The 15,791-nt window shown below is 55.0% G+C and carries 17 protein-coding genes; 5 read left to right on the forward strand and 12 right to left on the reverse strand.

The genetic code is table 11. From position 1 onward, the window contains the following. Positions 1–104 precede the first annotated feature (104 nt). From ptsH to crr, 3 genes are all read left to right on the forward strand, one after another. The gene (gene ptsH, locus LJN55_RS16850; protein ID WP_034916267.1) at positions 105–362 is read left to right on the forward strand and encodes a phosphocarrier protein Hpr; all 258 of its coding nucleotides are present in this window, start codon (positions 105–107) and stop codon (positions 360–362) included. A 216-nt stretch (positions 363–578) separates the two neighbouring features. Further along, a complete protein-coding gene (ptsI, locus tag LJN55_RS16855) occupies positions 579–2,306 on the forward strand; it encodes a phosphoenolpyruvate-protein phosphotransferase PtsI (protein WP_133845954.1) in 1,728 nt (575 codons plus the stop codon). A 43-nt stretch (positions 2,307–2,349) separates the two neighbouring features. Then, complete coding sequence (gene crr / locus LJN55_RS16860) at positions 2,350–2,853, forward strand: PTS glucose transporter subunit IIA (RefSeq protein WP_133845953.1); 504 nt, start codon at positions 2,350–2,352, stop codon at positions 2,851–2,853. Positions 2,854–2,912: 59 nt separating this feature from the next. Here the strand turns inward: crr and LJN55_RS16865 are convergent, their stop codons facing one another. The 12 genes from LJN55_RS16865 to LJN55_RS16920 form a co-directional block, all read right to left on the reverse strand. Beyond that, on the reverse strand, positions 2,913–3,608 hold the full coding sequence (locus LJN55_RS16865; protein WP_133845952.1) for a GntR family transcriptional regulator: 696 nt from the start codon (positions 3,606–3,608) through the stop codon (positions 2,913–2,915). 43 nt (positions 3,609–3,651) lie between these two features. Continuing rightward, the gene (locus LJN55_RS16870) at positions 3,652–5,004 is read right to left on the reverse strand and encodes an ATP-binding protein (RefSeq protein WP_133845951.1); all 1,353 of its coding nucleotides are present in this window, start codon (positions 5,002–5,004) and stop codon (positions 3,652–3,654) included. Continuing rightward, a complete protein-coding gene (locus tag LJN55_RS16875; protein ID WP_133845950.1) occupies positions 5,001–5,681 on the reverse strand; it encodes a response regulator transcription factor in 681 nt (226 codons plus the stop codon). The genes LJN55_RS16870 and LJN55_RS16875 overlap by 4 nt, the downstream gene beginning before the upstream one ends. Positions 5,682–5,846: 165 nt before the next feature. Then, entirely contained in the window at positions 5,847–6,725 is an 879-nt protein-coding gene (cysM, locus tag LJN55_RS16880; protein WP_133845949.1) for a cysteine synthase CysM, read from the reverse strand. A gap of 81 nt (positions 6,726–6,806) precedes the next feature. Continuing rightward, positions 6,807–7,895, reverse strand: coding sequence for a sulfate/thiosulfate ABC transporter ATP-binding protein CysA (gene cysA / locus LJN55_RS16885; RefSeq protein WP_133845948.1), 1,089 nt, complete (start codon positions 7,893–7,895; stop codon positions 6,807–6,809). Beyond that, positions 7,885–8,760 carry a sulfate/thiosulfate ABC transporter permease CysW gene (gene cysW, locus LJN55_RS16890; protein WP_133845947.1) on the reverse strand — a complete coding sequence of 292 codons (876 nt, stop codon included), beginning with the start codon at positions 8,758–8,760 and terminating at the stop codon, positions 7,885–7,887. The genes cysA and cysW overlap by 11 nt, the downstream gene beginning before the upstream one ends. Next, on the reverse strand, positions 8,760–9,593 hold the full coding sequence (gene cysT, locus LJN55_RS16895) for a sulfate/thiosulfate ABC transporter permease CysT (protein ID WP_133845946.1): 834 nt from the start codon (positions 9,591–9,593) through the stop codon (positions 8,760–8,762). The genes cysW and cysT overlap by 1 nt, the downstream gene beginning before the upstream one ends. Positions 9,594–9,596: 3 nt before the next feature. Then, positions 9,597–10,610, reverse strand: a complete 1,014-nt coding sequence (locus tag LJN55_RS16900; protein ID WP_133845945.1) for a sulfate ABC transporter substrate-binding protein — start codon at positions 10,608–10,610, stop codon at positions 9,597–9,599. Positions 10,611–10,833: 223 nt separating this feature from the next. Next, the gene (locus LJN55_RS16905; protein ID WP_167864739.1) at positions 10,834–11,730 is read right to left on the reverse strand and encodes a Dyp-type peroxidase; all 897 of its coding nucleotides are present in this window, start codon (positions 11,728–11,730) and stop codon (positions 10,834–10,836) included. Positions 11,731–11,845: 115 nt separating this feature from the next. Beyond that, on the reverse strand, positions 11,846–12,466 hold the full coding sequence (locus tag LJN55_RS16910; protein ID WP_133845943.1) for an RpoE-regulated lipoprotein: 621 nt from the start codon (positions 12,464–12,466) through the stop codon (positions 11,846–11,848). 69 nt (positions 12,467–12,535) lie between these two features. Further along, positions 12,536–12,982, reverse strand: a complete 447-nt coding sequence (locus LJN55_RS16915; RefSeq protein ID WP_133845942.1) for a DUF2919 domain-containing protein — start codon at positions 12,980–12,982, stop codon at positions 12,536–12,538. Positions 12,983–12,991: 9 nt separating this feature from the next. Continuing rightward, positions 12,992–13,417, reverse strand: coding sequence for a GNAT family acetyltransferase (locus LJN55_RS16920; RefSeq protein ID WP_133845941.1), 426 nt, complete (start codon positions 13,415–13,417; stop codon positions 12,992–12,994). Positions 13,418–13,624: 207 nt separating this feature from the next. On the opposite strand from LJN55_RS16920, the gene amiA reads away from it, so the two are divergent. Together amiA and hemF are read left to right on the forward strand one after the other, a co-directional pair. Next, a complete protein-coding gene (gene amiA / locus LJN55_RS16925; RefSeq protein WP_212815643.1) occupies positions 13,625–14,506 on the forward strand; it encodes an N-acetylmuramoyl-L-alanine amidase AmiA in 882 nt (293 codons plus the stop codon). A 38-nt stretch (positions 14,507–14,544) separates the two neighbouring features. Further along, positions 14,545–15,453 carry an oxygen-dependent coproporphyrinogen oxidase gene (hemF, locus tag LJN55_RS16930; protein ID WP_227534908.1) on the forward strand — a complete coding sequence of 303 codons (909 nt, stop codon included), beginning with the start codon at positions 14,545–14,547 and terminating at the stop codon, positions 15,451–15,453. Positions 15,454–15,791: the final 338 nt, after the last annotated feature.

Here is a 15,791-nt window from a genome sequence, read left to right on the forward strand (position 1 = left end):
CAGTCTTTGTACCATGCCAGCGCGACTCACTACAGGCTAAAGTTCAGCCACCAGGCTAGACTTTAGATCAACAACACCAAACCAAATTAAGTTGGGGAAACATAATGTTCCAGCAAGAAGTTACCATCACCGCACCAAACGGCCTGCACACTCGTCCAGCAGCTCAGTTCGTTAAAGAAGCTAAAGCTTTCGCTTCAGAAATCACCGTGACCTCTAACGGTAAATCTGCCAGCGCGAAAAGCCTGTTCAAGTTACAGACTCTGGGTCTGACTCAGGGCACCGTGGTTACCCTGTCAGCTGAAGGCGAAGATGAGCAGAAAGCCGTTGAGCACCTGGTTAAACTGATGGCAGAACTGGAGTAATCCGTTCGCTTTCAGCTTCGATAGCGAAGTGTTTCCAGACAGAGTTATGCAATATTGATCGCGAACAGTACGTTCGCGATATTGTTTCCGTAAAGTTACCCAAAACTGACGAAACGGATTGTGTACTCCATCTGGCTCGCTGAGTGGATTAACCGATGTGCAGTCATCCGCGGTTCTCCGCCTCAGATGATTATCAGAGAAAGAAAAGGTAGGGTTATGATTTCAGGCATTTTAGCATCACCGGGTATCGCTTTCGGCAAGGCGCTTCTGCTGAAAGAAGATGAGATTATCATCAACCGGAAAAAGATTTCTGCCGACCAGGTCGACCAGGAAATTCAACGTTTTCTTGATGGTCGTAAAAAAGCTGCCGTGCAGCTGGAAGCGATCAAAATCAAAGCCGGGGAAACCTTCGGTGAAGAGAAAGAAGCGATCTTCGAAGGGCACATCATGCTGCTCGAAGATGAAGAACTTGAGCAAGAAATCATCGCCCTGATTAAAGACGAGCACGCCACTGCGGATGCTGCTGCCTTTTCTGTGATTGAAGGCCAGGCGAAAGCGCTGGAAGAGCTCGATGACGAGTATCTGAAAGAGCGTGCTGCCGACGTTCGTGACATCGGTAAACGCCTGCTGCAAAACATTCTTGGCTTGCATATCGTTGACCTTAGCGCCATCAATGAAGAAGTGCTGCTGATCGCGAAAGATCTGACTCCGTCAGAAACCGCACAGCTCAACCTGAACAAAGTGCTGGGCTTTATCACCGATATCGGTGGCCGCACGTCACACACCTCGATCATGGCGCGTTCTCTGGAACTTCCCGCTATCGTCGGCACCGGTAATGTGACCAGCCAGGTTAAAAATGACGATTTCCTGATCCTCGATGGCGTCAACAATCAGGTGTACGTTAACCCGACATCTGAAAAAATCGAAGAGCTGAAAGCCGTAGCACATCAGTATCTCAGCGAGAAAACTGAGCTGGCGAAACTGAAAGATCTGCCGGCAATTACGCTTGATGGCCATCAGGTAGAAGTGTGCGCTAACATCGGTACTGTGCGTGATGTCGCGGGTGCTGAACGTAATGGCGCAGAAGGTGTTGGCCTGTACCGCACCGAATTCCTGTTTATGGACCGTGAATCACTGCCAACGGAAGACGAACAGTTCCAGGCGTATAAAGCCGTTGCTGAAGCCGTCGGTGCTCAGGCTGTGATTGTACGTACCATGGACATCGGTGGTGATAAAGACCTGCCGTACATGAACCTGCCGAAAGAAGACAACCCTTTCCTCGGCTGGCGTGCGATTCGCATCGCGATGGACCGTCCTGAAATTCTGCATGCTCAGCTGCGCGCTATCCTGCGTGCCTCTGCGTTTGGCAAACTGCGTATCATGTTCCCCATGATCATCGCCGTTGAGGAAGTTCGCTTCCTGAAAGCTGAACTGGAAACCCTGAAAGCTCAGCTGCGCGAAGAAGGCAAAGCCTTCGACGAAAGTATTGAAGTGGGTATTATGGTGGAAACACCTGCTTCAGCCGTCATTGCTCATCATCTGGCAAAAGAAGTCGATTTCTTCAGTATTGGGACAAACGACCTGACGCAGTATACTCTGGCAGTGGATCGTGGTAACGACCTGATCTCCCATCTCTACAACCCAATGTCTCCTTCTGTTCTGACGCTGATTAAGCAGGTTATTGATGCTTCTCATGCCGAAGGTAAATGGACTGGCATGTGTGGTGAGCTGGCAGGCGACGAACGTGCTACACTACTGTTATTGGGAATGGGGCTGGACGAATTCAGCATGAGTGCCATTTCTATTCCACGCATTAAGAAAATTATTCGTAATACGAATTTTGAAGATGCGAAGGCATTGGCAGAGCAGGCTCTGGCTCAACCTACAGCGGACGAGTTGATGAACCTGGTCAACAAGTTCATTGAAGAAAAAACACTCTGCTGAGACCTGGACACGCTGGCCCAATATTACTGCTTAGGAGAAGAACATGGGTTTGTTTTCAAAACTTTTTGGCGATAAGTCTGATTCCGCATCAGGTGCCATCGAGATCGTAGCACCTCTGTCGGGTGAAATCGTCAATATCGAAGACGTTCCAGACGTGGTGTTTGCGGAGAAGATTGTTGGCGACGGTATCGCTATCAAACCTACTGGCAATAAAATGGTTGCGCCGGTCGATGGCACCATCGGTAAAATCTTCGAAACCAATCATGCTTTTTCCATCGAATCAGACAACGGCATCGAGCTGTTTGTCCACTTCGGAATTGATACGGTTGAACTGAAAGGCGAAGGCTTCAAACGCATCGCTGAAGAAGGTCAGAAAGTTAAAAAAGGCGACGTGGTGATCGAGTTTGATCTGGCGCTGCTGGAAGAAAAAGCAAAATCAACGCTGACCCCAGTGGTGATCTCGAATATGGATGAGATCAAAGAGCTGGTTAAGCTGACGGGTAACGTTGTCGTGGGTGAAACCCCGGTTATCCGCATCAGGAAGTAACAGCGGTCATCGTCGATAAGCCCCCTGATTTCGGTCCGGGGGCTTTTTTTATGGGGAAATTACCAACTGCTCAGCAACGCATCTCGCAGGTTGAGAGACGGTATTGGAACATCGTCCAGCTCCAGTTGCTGCTCAATATGGTGAAGATGTTCATCCATAATGATCTGCGCTCGCTCCACCTCCCCTGCCCGCAGAGCAGTAATCACCCCGCGGTGTTCCCGGCACTGGCAATCCGGTGTGTCATTACGCTGATATAACGCGACAATCAGCGAGCTACGCACCATCAGAGTAGAGAGCATCTCACTCAATACCTGATTATCACTAATTTTCGCCAGCAGCAAATGAAACTGGCTCAGCTCACGGATAATATCGCGGCGGTCTTCACGGGCAGCAGCCTCTTCCCCCGCCTGTAAATGAGCTTCTATCTCATCATAATGCAGTGCCATTTTCCCGATGCTGATCCCGGCCAGTACGGCATGTTCAATCGCCCGGCGGGCGATAAACACTTCCCGCGCCTCACGAGCTTCGGGCTGTGCGACCTTCGCTCCGCGATTCGGGGCAATCGTGACGATATGCTGCAACGCCAGCCTCTGTAAGGCCGCCTGCACGTGATTGCGATTGGCTGACAGCACGTCAACGATTTGTGCTTCTACCAGCCGCATACCGGGCTTTAATCGATGCTGCGCGATAGCCATCGACAGAGAATCGACGATGCGCTGTACTTCCTGCTGTCTGGCGCTGGCCACACCGCTCATGTCTTACCTCAACGAAATAAAAAAATGGTGCTGATAGCCGTGGCTAAACCACCCAATGCGGCAAACGAATAGTGAGTTCCAGTCCGCCATCACGGGCGTTCACCGCACTAACTTCCCCTTGATGGGCAGTCACCACTTTACGCACAATTGACAGCCCAAGCCCATAGCCTTTACCTGATAAGGGTGAATTGACACGTACAAAGGGGTCAAAAATACTCGAAAGCTTGTCAGCCTCCACACCGGGTCCATGATCGCGGACGCTAATCACCAGCCAGTCATGTTCCTTGTGCAGGCTAATGATCACCTGCTGGCCGTGCAGGGAAAAACGCAGCGCGTTGCGCACCACATTTTCGACGGCCGAGCGGATCAGGTTCGCATCCCCTTTGACCGTATAATCCTGTTGCTCATCCGCATTCAACAGAATCTCGACGCCGGGGATCTGCGCTTCATAGCGCGCATCGTTGGTGACGGCGTTCAGTAACCCCAGTAGATCAAAATACTGCTCATCGGGCAGGCTCTGATGTTCTGCACGCGACAACGTCAGCAGTTCACCAATCATTTTATCCAGACGACGCGCCTCTTCATCAATACGATCGAGCGAAGCATTAACACTTTCCGGCGTCTGCCTTGCCAGCCCGGTTGCCAGCTGCAAGCGTGCCAGTGGCGAACGCAGTTCGTGAGAGACATCGTGCAGCAGCTCCTCACGCGCTTTGACCAGCACCGACAGGCGCTCAACCATCGCATCGAAGTCCTGTGCCACAACCGAAAACTCATCGTGGCGACGGCGCATCTGTGGGAACAGACGGACCGAAAGATCGCCTTTCGAGACGCGGCCAAATCCCGCACGCAGCTGGCGCATCGGGCGCGTCAGGTTCCATGCCAGGAACAGGCTGAACAGCAACCCGCAGATGCCGCCGACAATAAATAGCGGCTCCGGCATATTGAGAATACTGTGCGGACGTCTGCCCATCGTACTGTCAGCACGCAGGCCTGCCACATCATACCTTAGCTGATACTGGCGGCCGTCAGCCCCGGTGACCCATTCCGTCACCTCTTTCGGGAATTCGCCAGGGGCAAGATCGCGGTTTAACTCATCGCGCGGCATCACCTGCTGTGGCGGTTTATCCATCAGCCGCACGGAGAAAAAACGCCGATCGTTAGGCGGCCAGTCAACCATCATGTCGTTCAACGCTTCCAGCCCGCCGCGTTGCAGCACCGACACCGCAGAGGTCATCTGCAAATTGACGATACGCTTAGTGGCCATGTTTTCCGGGGGTTCATGATGTTTGCCATACAGACTAAAACCCAGCCACAGCAGCTGGGTAATCGCAATATAGGTCAGCCAGAAGCCCAGCAGGATTTTCCAGAACAGAAAACCACGGAACCCGGATTTCATCGGATACGGTAACCGATGCTGCGCACCGTCTCGATGTTGATGGTGTCTTGCGTCAGTGCCGCCAGCTTCTGACGGATATTGCTGATATGCACATCCACGCTGCGGTCATAGGCTTCACGCGGACGTCCCAGCCCTTTTTCCGACAGCTCGTCCTTTGAGACCACGCGATCGGGGGAGCGCAGCAGGAGATCCAACAGGTTGAACTCTGAGGCGGTCAGGTCGAACGGCTTTTTCTGCCACTCGCTGATACGCGTTGCCGGGTTAAGCGTCAACTCACCCCAGCCAATCACCTCTTTGTTTTCCAGCACCACGGGCTGCTCTTCTACGCGACGCAGCACCGCACGCAGACGCGCCACCAGCTCACGCGGGTAGCACGGTTTCGGCATATAGTCATCCGCACCCATCTCCAGGCCAATCACCCGGTCGATGTTGTCGCCCTTGGCAGTCAGCATAATCACCGGCAGGCGGCCATTCTGACGCACCTGGCGCAGCACATCGATACCGCTCATATCAGGCAGCATAATATCGAGGATCATGGCGCTGTAGTCGCCGGAGAGCGCGCCTTCCACACCTGCTTTCCCCGTTAACACCAGTGAAGCATCAAAGCCTTCGGCAATCAGGTACTGACTGAGCATGGTGCCCAGTTCAAGGTCGTCATCAACCAGTAAAATTTTCATACGGGATCTCTCAATGATACAGCCGCTATTTTCGCCTGTTATCGACGGCTTCGCAGCCGCTTTTACCCAATCCTTACAGTCTAATCAAAGGTGGGGGAAGTGTCAGGAAGGATTTGATGCGCGCAGCGGCAGAAGGTTCGGCCGCTGCGAAGAAATAATGGCAGGTCAGTAAACGCCGGTGGAGAGATAGCGATCGCCGCGATCGCAGACGATCGCCACAATCACGCTACCAGGATGGACGTGGGCAAGACGTATTGCACCGGCAACGGCTCCGCCGGAACTGACACCACAGAATATCCCTTCACGCTTTGCCAGCAGGCGCATCGTCTCTTCGGCTTCCTGCTGCGACATATCCAGAACCTGATCCACCAGCTCCGGACGGAAAATTCCCGGCAGATACGCGGCAGGCCAGCGGCGAATGCCCGGAATGCTGCTGCCTTCCGAAGGTTGCAGGCCGACGATCTGTACGCTCTGGCTCTGCTCTTTCAGATAACGCCCCACGCCGGTAATGGTGCCGGTGGTGCCCATGCTGGACACAAAGTGAGTTAAGCGCCCCGCCGTCTGCTGCCAGATCTCCGGCCCGGTGGTGAGATAATGCCCGAGGGGGTTATCCGGATTGTTAAACTGGTCCAGCACCTTGCCTTCACCGCGTGCCGCCATGGCATCCGCCAGATCACGCGCGCCTTCCATCCCCTGTTCGCGGCTCACCAGAATTAATTCCGCCCCGTAAGCACGCATTGCCGCCTGGCGTTCAACGCTCATATTGTCCGGCATCAGCAGTTTTAAACGGTAACCTTTCATCGCGGCGATCATCGCCAGCGCAATCCCGGTATTGCCACTGGTGGCTTCAATCAGCACATCACCGGGGTGAATTTCACCGCGCAGCTCCGCGTGGTGAATCATCGAGAATGCGGCGCGATCTTTTACCGAACCGGCGGGATTATTCCCCTCCAGCTTGAGCCAGATTTCACTGCCGTTCATGGGCGTCAGGCGCTGCAGTTGAATCAGCGGCGTATTACCGATGGTATTTTCGAGTGTGGTCAAGGTCTGTGAGTTCCCGCATGAAATGGCAAAGGGCCGGAAAAACCGACCCTCTGTACTTTAAAATGACATCAGAGAAAAATATCAGGCGCTTTGTGCAAAGGCAACAGGCCGTAACGCGGTGTCACCGTGGTACAGACGTGCGTGTTGCAAGCCAACGAACAGACGTTCACCGCGAACAGGAGCCACCTGGTCACCGTCCATCACCACGGTAATCGGTTCACCGCTCCAGTCAGCAGGCACCACGACCAGCTGCCAGAAGTGTCCGCGCGGGCTAACTTCCAGTACCTGGGCCGGCAACGGTGTTTCCAGGCTGCTCTGACGGCTGACGTCGATTTCCCACGGGCGCAGGAACAGTTCTACCGGACCCTGGTGCGCAGGCGCGTAGCCCAGCGGCCAGTGATGTGCGCCAACATGGAACTGAGACCCCTGCACCGCGCCATCGAAGCGGTTGACTTCGCCGAGGAACTCCAGCACAAAGCGGGTGGCCGGATCACGCCAGACATCATCCGGTGTGCCAACCTGCTCAATGTTACCCTGGCTCATCACCACCACGCGATCGGCCACTTCCATGGCTTCTTCCTGATCGTGAGTCACGAACACGCTAGTGAATTTCAGCTCTTCATGCAGCTGACGCAGCCAGCGGCGCAGTTCTTTACGCACCTGAGCGTCCAGCGCACCGAAAGGTTCATCCAACAGCAGGATTTGAGGTTCCACTGCCAGCGCACGCGCCAGGGCGACACGCTGCTTCTGGCCGCCGGAAAGCTGTGCCGGGAAACGGCCAGCAAGATGCCCAAGCTGAACCATCTCCAGTAAGCGAGTGACTTTCTGCTTAATTTCAGCAGCAGAGGGGCGCTCACGACGCGGCAGTACCGTCAGGCCAAACGCGATATTCTCGAACACGGTCATATGACGGAACAGTGCATAGTGCTGGAACACAAAGCCCACCTGACGGTCGCGGGCATGGACCCGGCTGACGTCTTTACCGTGGAAGCTCAGGCGCCCGCTGTTCTGGTTTTCCAGCCCGGCGATAATACGCAGCAGCGTGGTTTTCCCGGAGCCAGAAGGACCCAGCAATGCCACCATTTGACCGGAAGGGATATCCAGTGAAATATCGTTCAGGACTTTCGTCTTGCCGAAGTATTTATTAATGCTACCGATTTCAATGCTCATGCTTCCCCTCCAGTTCCAGACGCTTGCTCTGGCTTTCTAACCGCCACTGCACCGCGCTTTTTAAAAACAACGTTACTATCGCCATCAGGGTCAGCAGCGCGGCGGCGGTAAAGGCCCCGACGGTGTTGTAATCCTGATGCAGTAATTCAACCTGTAATGGCAGCGTATAGGTCTCGCCGCGAATCGAGCCGGAGACCACAGACACAGCACCAAACTCACCGATGGCGCGGGCGTTGGTCAGCACCACGCCGTACAGCAGCGCCCAGCGAATATTCGGTAAGGTCACGCGCCAGAACATCTTCCAGCCCGATGCACCCAGTAATACCGCGGCTTCATCTTCATGACTGCCCTGGCTCAACATCACCGGCACCAGCTCACGCACCACAAACGGACAGGTAACGAAAATGGTCACCATCGCCATCCCCTGCCAGGAGAACATCAGCTGGATATTATGCGCATCCAGCCAGCCGCCCGCCGAACCATTGACGCCCCAGAACAGCAGGTACATCAGCCCCGCCACCACCGGTGATACGGCAAACGGAATATCAAACAATGTCAGCAACAGCTGGCGGCCCGGGAAGGTAAAGCGCGTTACCAGCCAGGCCAGCAGCGTGCCAAACACCAGATTCACCGGGACGGTAATCAGCGCAATCAGCACCGTCAGCCAGATGGAGTGCAGCATGTCGGAATCACTAAGGTTGTCCAGAGAGGCCATCAGGCCCTCTGACAACGCGGCGGTAAAAATCGCCACCAGCGGGATCACCAACAGCATCAGCGAGATCAGCATGCCGAGGCCAATCAGAACCCATTTCCCCCACTGAATACGTGCGCGTCCCACGCCCTTAAAATCGGTAACGTCAGCCATTAGTGACCTCCAATACGACGGCCAAAGCGGCTCTGTAAGGTGTTAATCGCAAACAGTAACAGGAGAGAAGCGGCCAGAATCACCGAGGCGATGGCGCTGGCGGCCGGATAGTCAAACTCCTGCAAGCGCACAAAGATCATCAGCGAGGTCACTTCGGTTTTCCACGCAATGTTCCCGGCGATAAAAATCACCGCGCCAAATTCGCCCAGGCTGCGGGTGAATGACAGTGCCGTACCGGCCAGCAGCGCCGGGCCCACTTCCGGCAGCACCACACGGCGAAAACTTTGCCACGGCGTCGCGCCGAGTGTTTCCGCCGCCTCTTCATATTCCGGCCCCAGCTCTTCCAGAACAGGCTGAACGGTACGCACCACAAACGGGATGCTGGTAAAAGCCATCGCCACGGCGATGCCGAGCCAGGTATAAGACACTTTGATACCAAACTGCGCCAGCCACTCGCCGTACCAGCCATTGACGGAGAACAGCCCGGCCAGCGTCAGCCCCGCGACCGCCGTCGGTAGGGCAAACGGCAGGTCCATCAGGCCATCCAGCAGCGCACGCCCGGGAAAACGGTAACGGGTCAGGATCCACGCCATCAGCATGCCAAAGACCGCGTTAAAAATAGAGGCAACCCCGGCGGCCAGCAGCGTCACTTCATAGGCTGCCATAACCTGCGGGTTGGTAATCACCTCCCAATACTGCGCCAGCGTCATCTGCGACAACTGCATCAGCAGCGCACTGATCGGCAGCAGCAGAATCAGACAGGTGAAAAAAAGGCTACTGCCCAGGCTGATACCAAACCCAGGCAGAACGCGTTTACTGCTTGCTGAAAACATTGACTACCGCCCCGCCGCTAACAACTTATCCAGTTCGCCACCACTGACGAAATGGGTTTTCATCACCTGATCCCAGCTGCCAAAATCATCGGCAACGCGGAATAAATCCGTCTGTGGGAAACGATCTTTTTGTTGCGCCATCAACTGGGGATTATTCACACGATAATAAAACTGCGTGATAATTTGCTGGGCAGCCGGGGTATACAGATAGTTTAGATAGGCTTTGGCTGCCGCTTCTGTGTGGTTATGTTCGACATTTTTATCAACCCACGCGACCGGGAACTCAGCCAGAATATTGGTTTTCGGCACGATGACTTCATAGCCATCTTTGGCGTACTGATTGCGGATGGTGTTCACCTCCGATTCGAAACTGATCAGCACATCGCCCAGACCGCGCTCCACAAAGGTAGTGGTGGCACCACGCCCGCCGGTATCAAACACTTCGACGTTTTTCAGGAACTGCGTCATTAACGCTTCCGTCTTCGCTTTATCTTTACCGTCGGTACGATCAAAAGCACCCCATGCAGCCAGATAGGTATAGCGGGCGTTGCCGGAGGTTTTGGGATTCGGGAAAATCAGTTTTACATCGTTACGCACCAGGTCGTTCCAGTCGCGGATATGCTTCGGGTTACCCTTGCGGACCAGAAACGCCATGGTGGAATAGAACGGCGAGCTGGCATTCGGTAAACGCTGCTGCCAGTCGGCGGGGATCAGTTTGCCTTTGTCGTGCAGGATCTGCACATCGGTGACCTGATTGTAGGTCACCACATCGGCTTTCAGGCCCTGCAAAATCGCCAGTGCCTGCTTGGAGGAACCCGCATGAGATTGTTTGATGGTCAGCGTGTCGCCAGGATGCTGCTGCGCCCACTGTTTTTCAAACGGTGCGTTCAGGGCGCTGAACAGCTCACGCGAGACATCATAAGAGCTGTTGAGCAGCTCGGTTGCCTGTGCGCCCGTACTCAGCAATAACGCCAGCGCGGAGGCTGTTACGTATTTTTTTACCGTTGGTAACGTCATTATGCACCCTGTGAGATTCACCGGTCGACTGACCTGAAGTGCGTTCAGTTTATTTATAACCAGGGTAAAAGCTGTAACGGTTTTATATACCGTTTAGTGCTTTGCAAGCAGAAAACGCTATAAGCGTGTGGAATTGATTATGCAGCGAGTGGGAATGAAAACGACTTTGGTGGATAAACGTAGGGGCGGGTCATGACCCGCCCTGTCCTGGCATGCCTGGACCCTACAATGCTGCCAACTGCTCAAGAGACGGCGCATAGAAATAGCTGCCACTGACCGGTTTGGTGAAACGTAGCATCGCATCGAACTTGCCATCGGTTTCACCAAACATGCTTAACAGCTGCTGCTCAATGTTATACAGCGTAGCGCAGTAGGCCAGGAAGAACAGGCCATGGGTCCCGCTGGCCGTGCCGTAAGGCAGGCTTTGACGTAAGATTTTCAGTCCTTTGCCGTTTTCTTTCAGGTCCACACGCGCCACATGAGACGTGGCCGGGCGCGCATCGCCCTCCAGCTCTTCGTTACTCTCTTTGGTGCGACCCATAATCTGCTCCTGCTTATTCACCGCCAGGCGATTAAACATCGGCAAATTATGCTGCCAGCGCTGGCTGAAGACGTAGCTCCCGCCCGCATTGTCCCCCTGGTGAATAATCGCTACCGCTTCGCGCTGTTCACCCTGTGGGTTTTCGGTACCGTCGACAAACCCGCTGAGATCGCGATCTTCCGTCCAGCGGAACCCGTGTGTTTCTTCGGCGATGCGAATAGCACTGCCAAATGCTGCCAGTGCGGCTTGTGCCAGACTGAAATTCACATCGTGACGCAGGGACTGAATATGGATCAACATATCGCGCTGGGTGGCCGGTGCCATACCTTTCCCCAGCGGCTGGAAGTCTTTGAGTTCGGCGCTGCTGTTACCCGCGCAGAGGTCGCTCCACAGACCGTTGCCAAAGGCGATGACTGCCCCCAGCCCGGCATCGGGATAGCGTTGTTGCAACTGGGATAGCTGCTGAAGAAATTGCTGGCTGCCACGGCGAACAGCGTCAACATCGCCTTCCACCATGGCTTCAAGATAAATAGCAAAACGGCGATGCTCTAATAAGATGCCGCTCTGAAAATGGGACATGTTGCTCTCCTGGCTCTCAGGTTAATTCTGGTCAGTTTTTCAGAATATGATAACCCAAGTGCATGCCAGGAGAGTGTTCAAACGCAATATTTATGGGGTCTTTATGCTAACCGCATTAGCGGCGCCAGATAATTTTGCTTAAGGTCCAGTTTTTCAGCGTATCGTCAGAAGGCATCAGGCCTTCCGGGCCATGCCAGTCGCCGCTGAAAACATAGCTGATATGCTGGCTGCCAGGGGCTTTACACTCGACGCTGGCACTGTCCGCGCCGCTGGCTTTCTGGCAGGCACCATAGGCTTTGCTGTAGAGATCGCTAAATGCCGTGCCAAACTTCACACCGCTTTCGGTTGTCACGTCGTGGTCCATGATATCGATGCGGTTGACCGTGGTATCACCGACCAGCTCCACTTTCACCTGCTTATCGCTGTCGACGCCCTGCCAGAAGTGGACGATATTCCCATCGGTAGTACGCATCCCCTGGCGCAGGTGATAGTTGCCGTTCAGGGCATCATTCAGCACCTCACGCTGCATCAGCGTGCTGCTGTTCACCTCACCCAGCCCCTGTTCGGTCACCATTAACGATGAACCGAACCAGTGCATCGGTGACAGGCTGGACCACGACCAGGAGACGGGATTCCACCAGGTGGACGAAGACGCGCTATCGGGCTGAGAAGATGAGCCTGCGCAGCCCGCCAGTATCAGGGCAGCCAGCAGTATCGCCGGGCGAAAAGTTTTCATTGCAACTCCAGTATTCATTGTCAGAGGCTTCCGTACTGCTTGGAGTGTGAATTGACCTAAAAGTTTAACTCAGTGATTTTCAGCCGGATCAAAGCAGTCACGTAACCGCCGATATCCCAGCAGCGCCAGAATGGCGAAGCCATCCAGCAGCGTGACCATCAGCACCAGTGAGGATGCGGCTTCATCGTTCTGCCACAGCGCCACCAGTTGAACAGCGAGCGTTAAAACCAGCGTCAGCACCAGCACCCAGCGCCATGCCTGCCACAGGCGCGGCAGACGCTGGCGATAACCAGTCAGCAGCAGCCCGAGGGCGGCAGGAACGCCTGACGCCAGCCCCAGCCAGAAGACGTGGTTATCCGGATAAAACAGCTCAAGCAGGCTCTCGCCCTGCTGGCGTGACGCACCAGCCGCCACAAACAGCACCCATGTGCGTGCCTGCAACAATAAAATCGCCCAGAAAGAGAGGGGCAGATGGAGCTGGCCTTTGGTGTCGTAATCGTCGGGGGAATATTTCAAAGTAGTGAATCAATACTCGCGATCTTCAATCAGACGTTTGCCCAACAGCAGGCTGTCCACCGTTTCGTAATCCAGCTTTTCATAAAACCCGGTCACGGCATCGTTCTCTTCACGGACCATCACATGGATTTTCGGGCAGCCACGGGCAATCAGCTTTTTCTCCAGGCGATTAATCAGCGCGTTGGCAAAGCCGCGTCCCTGATAATCAGGATGAACGCCAAGATAATAAGCAGAGCCGCGATGCCCGTCGTAGCCGCCCATTAGCGTGCCGACAATTTCACCGCCCACCACCGCGACCATAAACAGATCCGGGTCGTGGTTCAGCTTACGCTCAATATCCATCTCAGGATCATTCCAGGGACGTAACAGATCGCAACGCTCCCAGAGGGTAATTACTTCTTCAAAATCATCTTGCCGGAATGCGCGGATTTCCATGAGATTTGGCCTGTGGTTAAGCATAATTTGCTGATTATCACGTATTCTTCTGTCGGTGCAAGTGTGTTGGTCCGACACAAGTAAAAAAAAGCCCCCCCGGCGAACTCAGTGTTTGAAATACATAGCAAAAGCCTGAAATAGTTCCCTTCTCGCCGCCACCTCCTTGTTACGATATAACAATAAGCACTTTTTGCCCCAGGATGTGCCATGAAAAAGATAAACCTGTTGACGCCGCTCACCACTCGCCGCCAGTTGCTGCTTTCCGGCCTGGCATTGGCTCTGCTGGCTCGCCGCCCTGCACGTGCCGCAGAGGAAGATGCCACTCTGCGCGTCAGCCCGCGTCCGCATAAAGTGGTCAGCTCACCGCCACCTGCACGCCCGGCAAACAGCAAACGTATTGTGATGATTGATCCGGGCCACGGCGGTATTGATTCCGGTGCGGTGGGGCATGAAGGCTCTGAAGAGAAGCATGTGGTGCTGGAGATTGCCCAGCATATCCGCCATCTGCTGGGTGAACATCCTCATATCGAGGTGCGCCTGACGCGCGAAAGCGACCACTTTATTCCCCTCGGTGAACGGGTTGAGATCGCCCACCAGCACGGCGCCGACCTGTTTATGTCCGTTCATGCCGACGGTTTCACCAGCCCGTCCGCAAACGGCGCGTCAGTGTTTGCCCTGTCGAATCGCGGTGCCAGCAGCACTATGGCTCGCTATCTTTCTCAGCGGGAGAATGCGGCTGATGACGTCGGCGGCGTGAAAGCAGCGGATAAAGATCACTACCTCCAGCAGGTGCTGTTTGATCTGGTGCAGACAGACACTATCAAGAACAGTCTGATCCTCGGCAAACACGTTCTGGGGCAAATCCGCCCGGTCCATCACCTGCACAGCCAGCATACCGAGCAGGCAGCGTTTGCCGTGCTCAAGTCGCCGTCTATTCCGTCCGTACTGGTTGAAACCTCCTTTATCACCAATCCTGACGAGGAGAAATTACTGGGCACCACCGCATTCCGTCAGAAAATTGCCGGGGCCATCGCTAACGGCATCGTCAGCTTTTTTGACGAGTATGAGGCGACCAGGCGCACAGGCTGACGTATAATCCACGCGTCTTTTTTTGCACAGGATTTGTTATGAACACTCCGGATATTGCCCAGGTAAAACAGTTTTTGCTCAACCTTCAGGATGAAATTTGTCGCAAGCTGGCACAGGCAGATGGCGAAGCCCGGTTTGCCGAAGACAGCTGGCAGCGTCCCGGTGGCGGTGGCGGGCGCAGCCGCGTTCTGCGTCAGGGCCGGGTGTTCGAACAGGCGGGCGTCAACTTTTCCCATGTCCATGGCGATGCGATGCCCGCTTCTGCCACCGCGCACCGTCCTGAACTGGCCGGACGCAGCTTCGAGGCGCTGGGCGTGTCACTGGTGATCCACCCGGAGAATCCCTATGTGCCGACCAGTCATGCCAACGTGCGTTTCTTTATCGCCGAAAAACCGGGTGCCGATCCGGTCTGGTGGTTTGGCGGTGGCTTCGATATGACGCCCTTCTACGGCTTCGAGGACGATGCCGTGCACTGGCATCAGACTGCTGCCGACCTGTGTCAGCCGTTTGGTGATGAGCTCTACCCGCGCTATAAAAAGTGGTGCGATGACTACTTCCACCTGAAGCACCGTAACGAGCAGCGCGGTATTGGCGGGCTGTTCTTTGACGATCTGAACACCCCGGATTTCGATCAGAGCTTCCGCTTTATGCAGGCGGTGGGTAACGGCTTTACCGATGCCTATTTGCCGATTGTTGAACGCCGTAAAACGCTGCCGTGGGGCGAGCGCGAGCGCGATTTCCAACTCTACCGCCGTGGGCGCTACGTGGAGTTTAATCTGGTGTGGGATCGCGGCACGCTGTTTGGCCTGCAAACCGGCGGGCGCACGGAATCGATTCTGATGTCGATGCCGCCGCTGGTGCGCTGGGAATATGATTATCAACCGGAAGCAGGCAGCCCGGAGGCGGCGTTGTACAGTGATTTTCTGCCGGTTAAGGCGTGGATTTAAAGCCCAGGGGTCTTTAGGGCCAGGTCAACGTCAAGGGCGTTTCGCTTTCCCGCTGTCGCGGGCGAAGCGACCTAAGGGCGGCAGTCGCCCCGCCCTTAGGGATCCGGGCTTGCGGCAGGCGCATCGCCCGCTTACAGCGGGTTCCCTCAGTCAAGCGGCTTTCCGGCCGGACCGGGCGTGACGGGGCATCCCTGCCCCGGCACCCCCTCTCGCCGACGTCCTGTCTGCTCGTCCTGGAAATCCCCTCTCCTTCAGCGAGGCTTAATTGCCGCTCAAAGGTCAAAATCCACTTCAAAAGACAAATCAAAGATAGAAAGCCTTTCTGGGCTGATGGTCAT

Source organism: Erwinia rhapontici (assembly GCF_020683125.1).
Classification (GTDB): Bacteria; Pseudomonadota; Gammaproteobacteria; order Enterobacterales; family Enterobacteriaceae; genus Erwinia; species Erwinia rhapontici.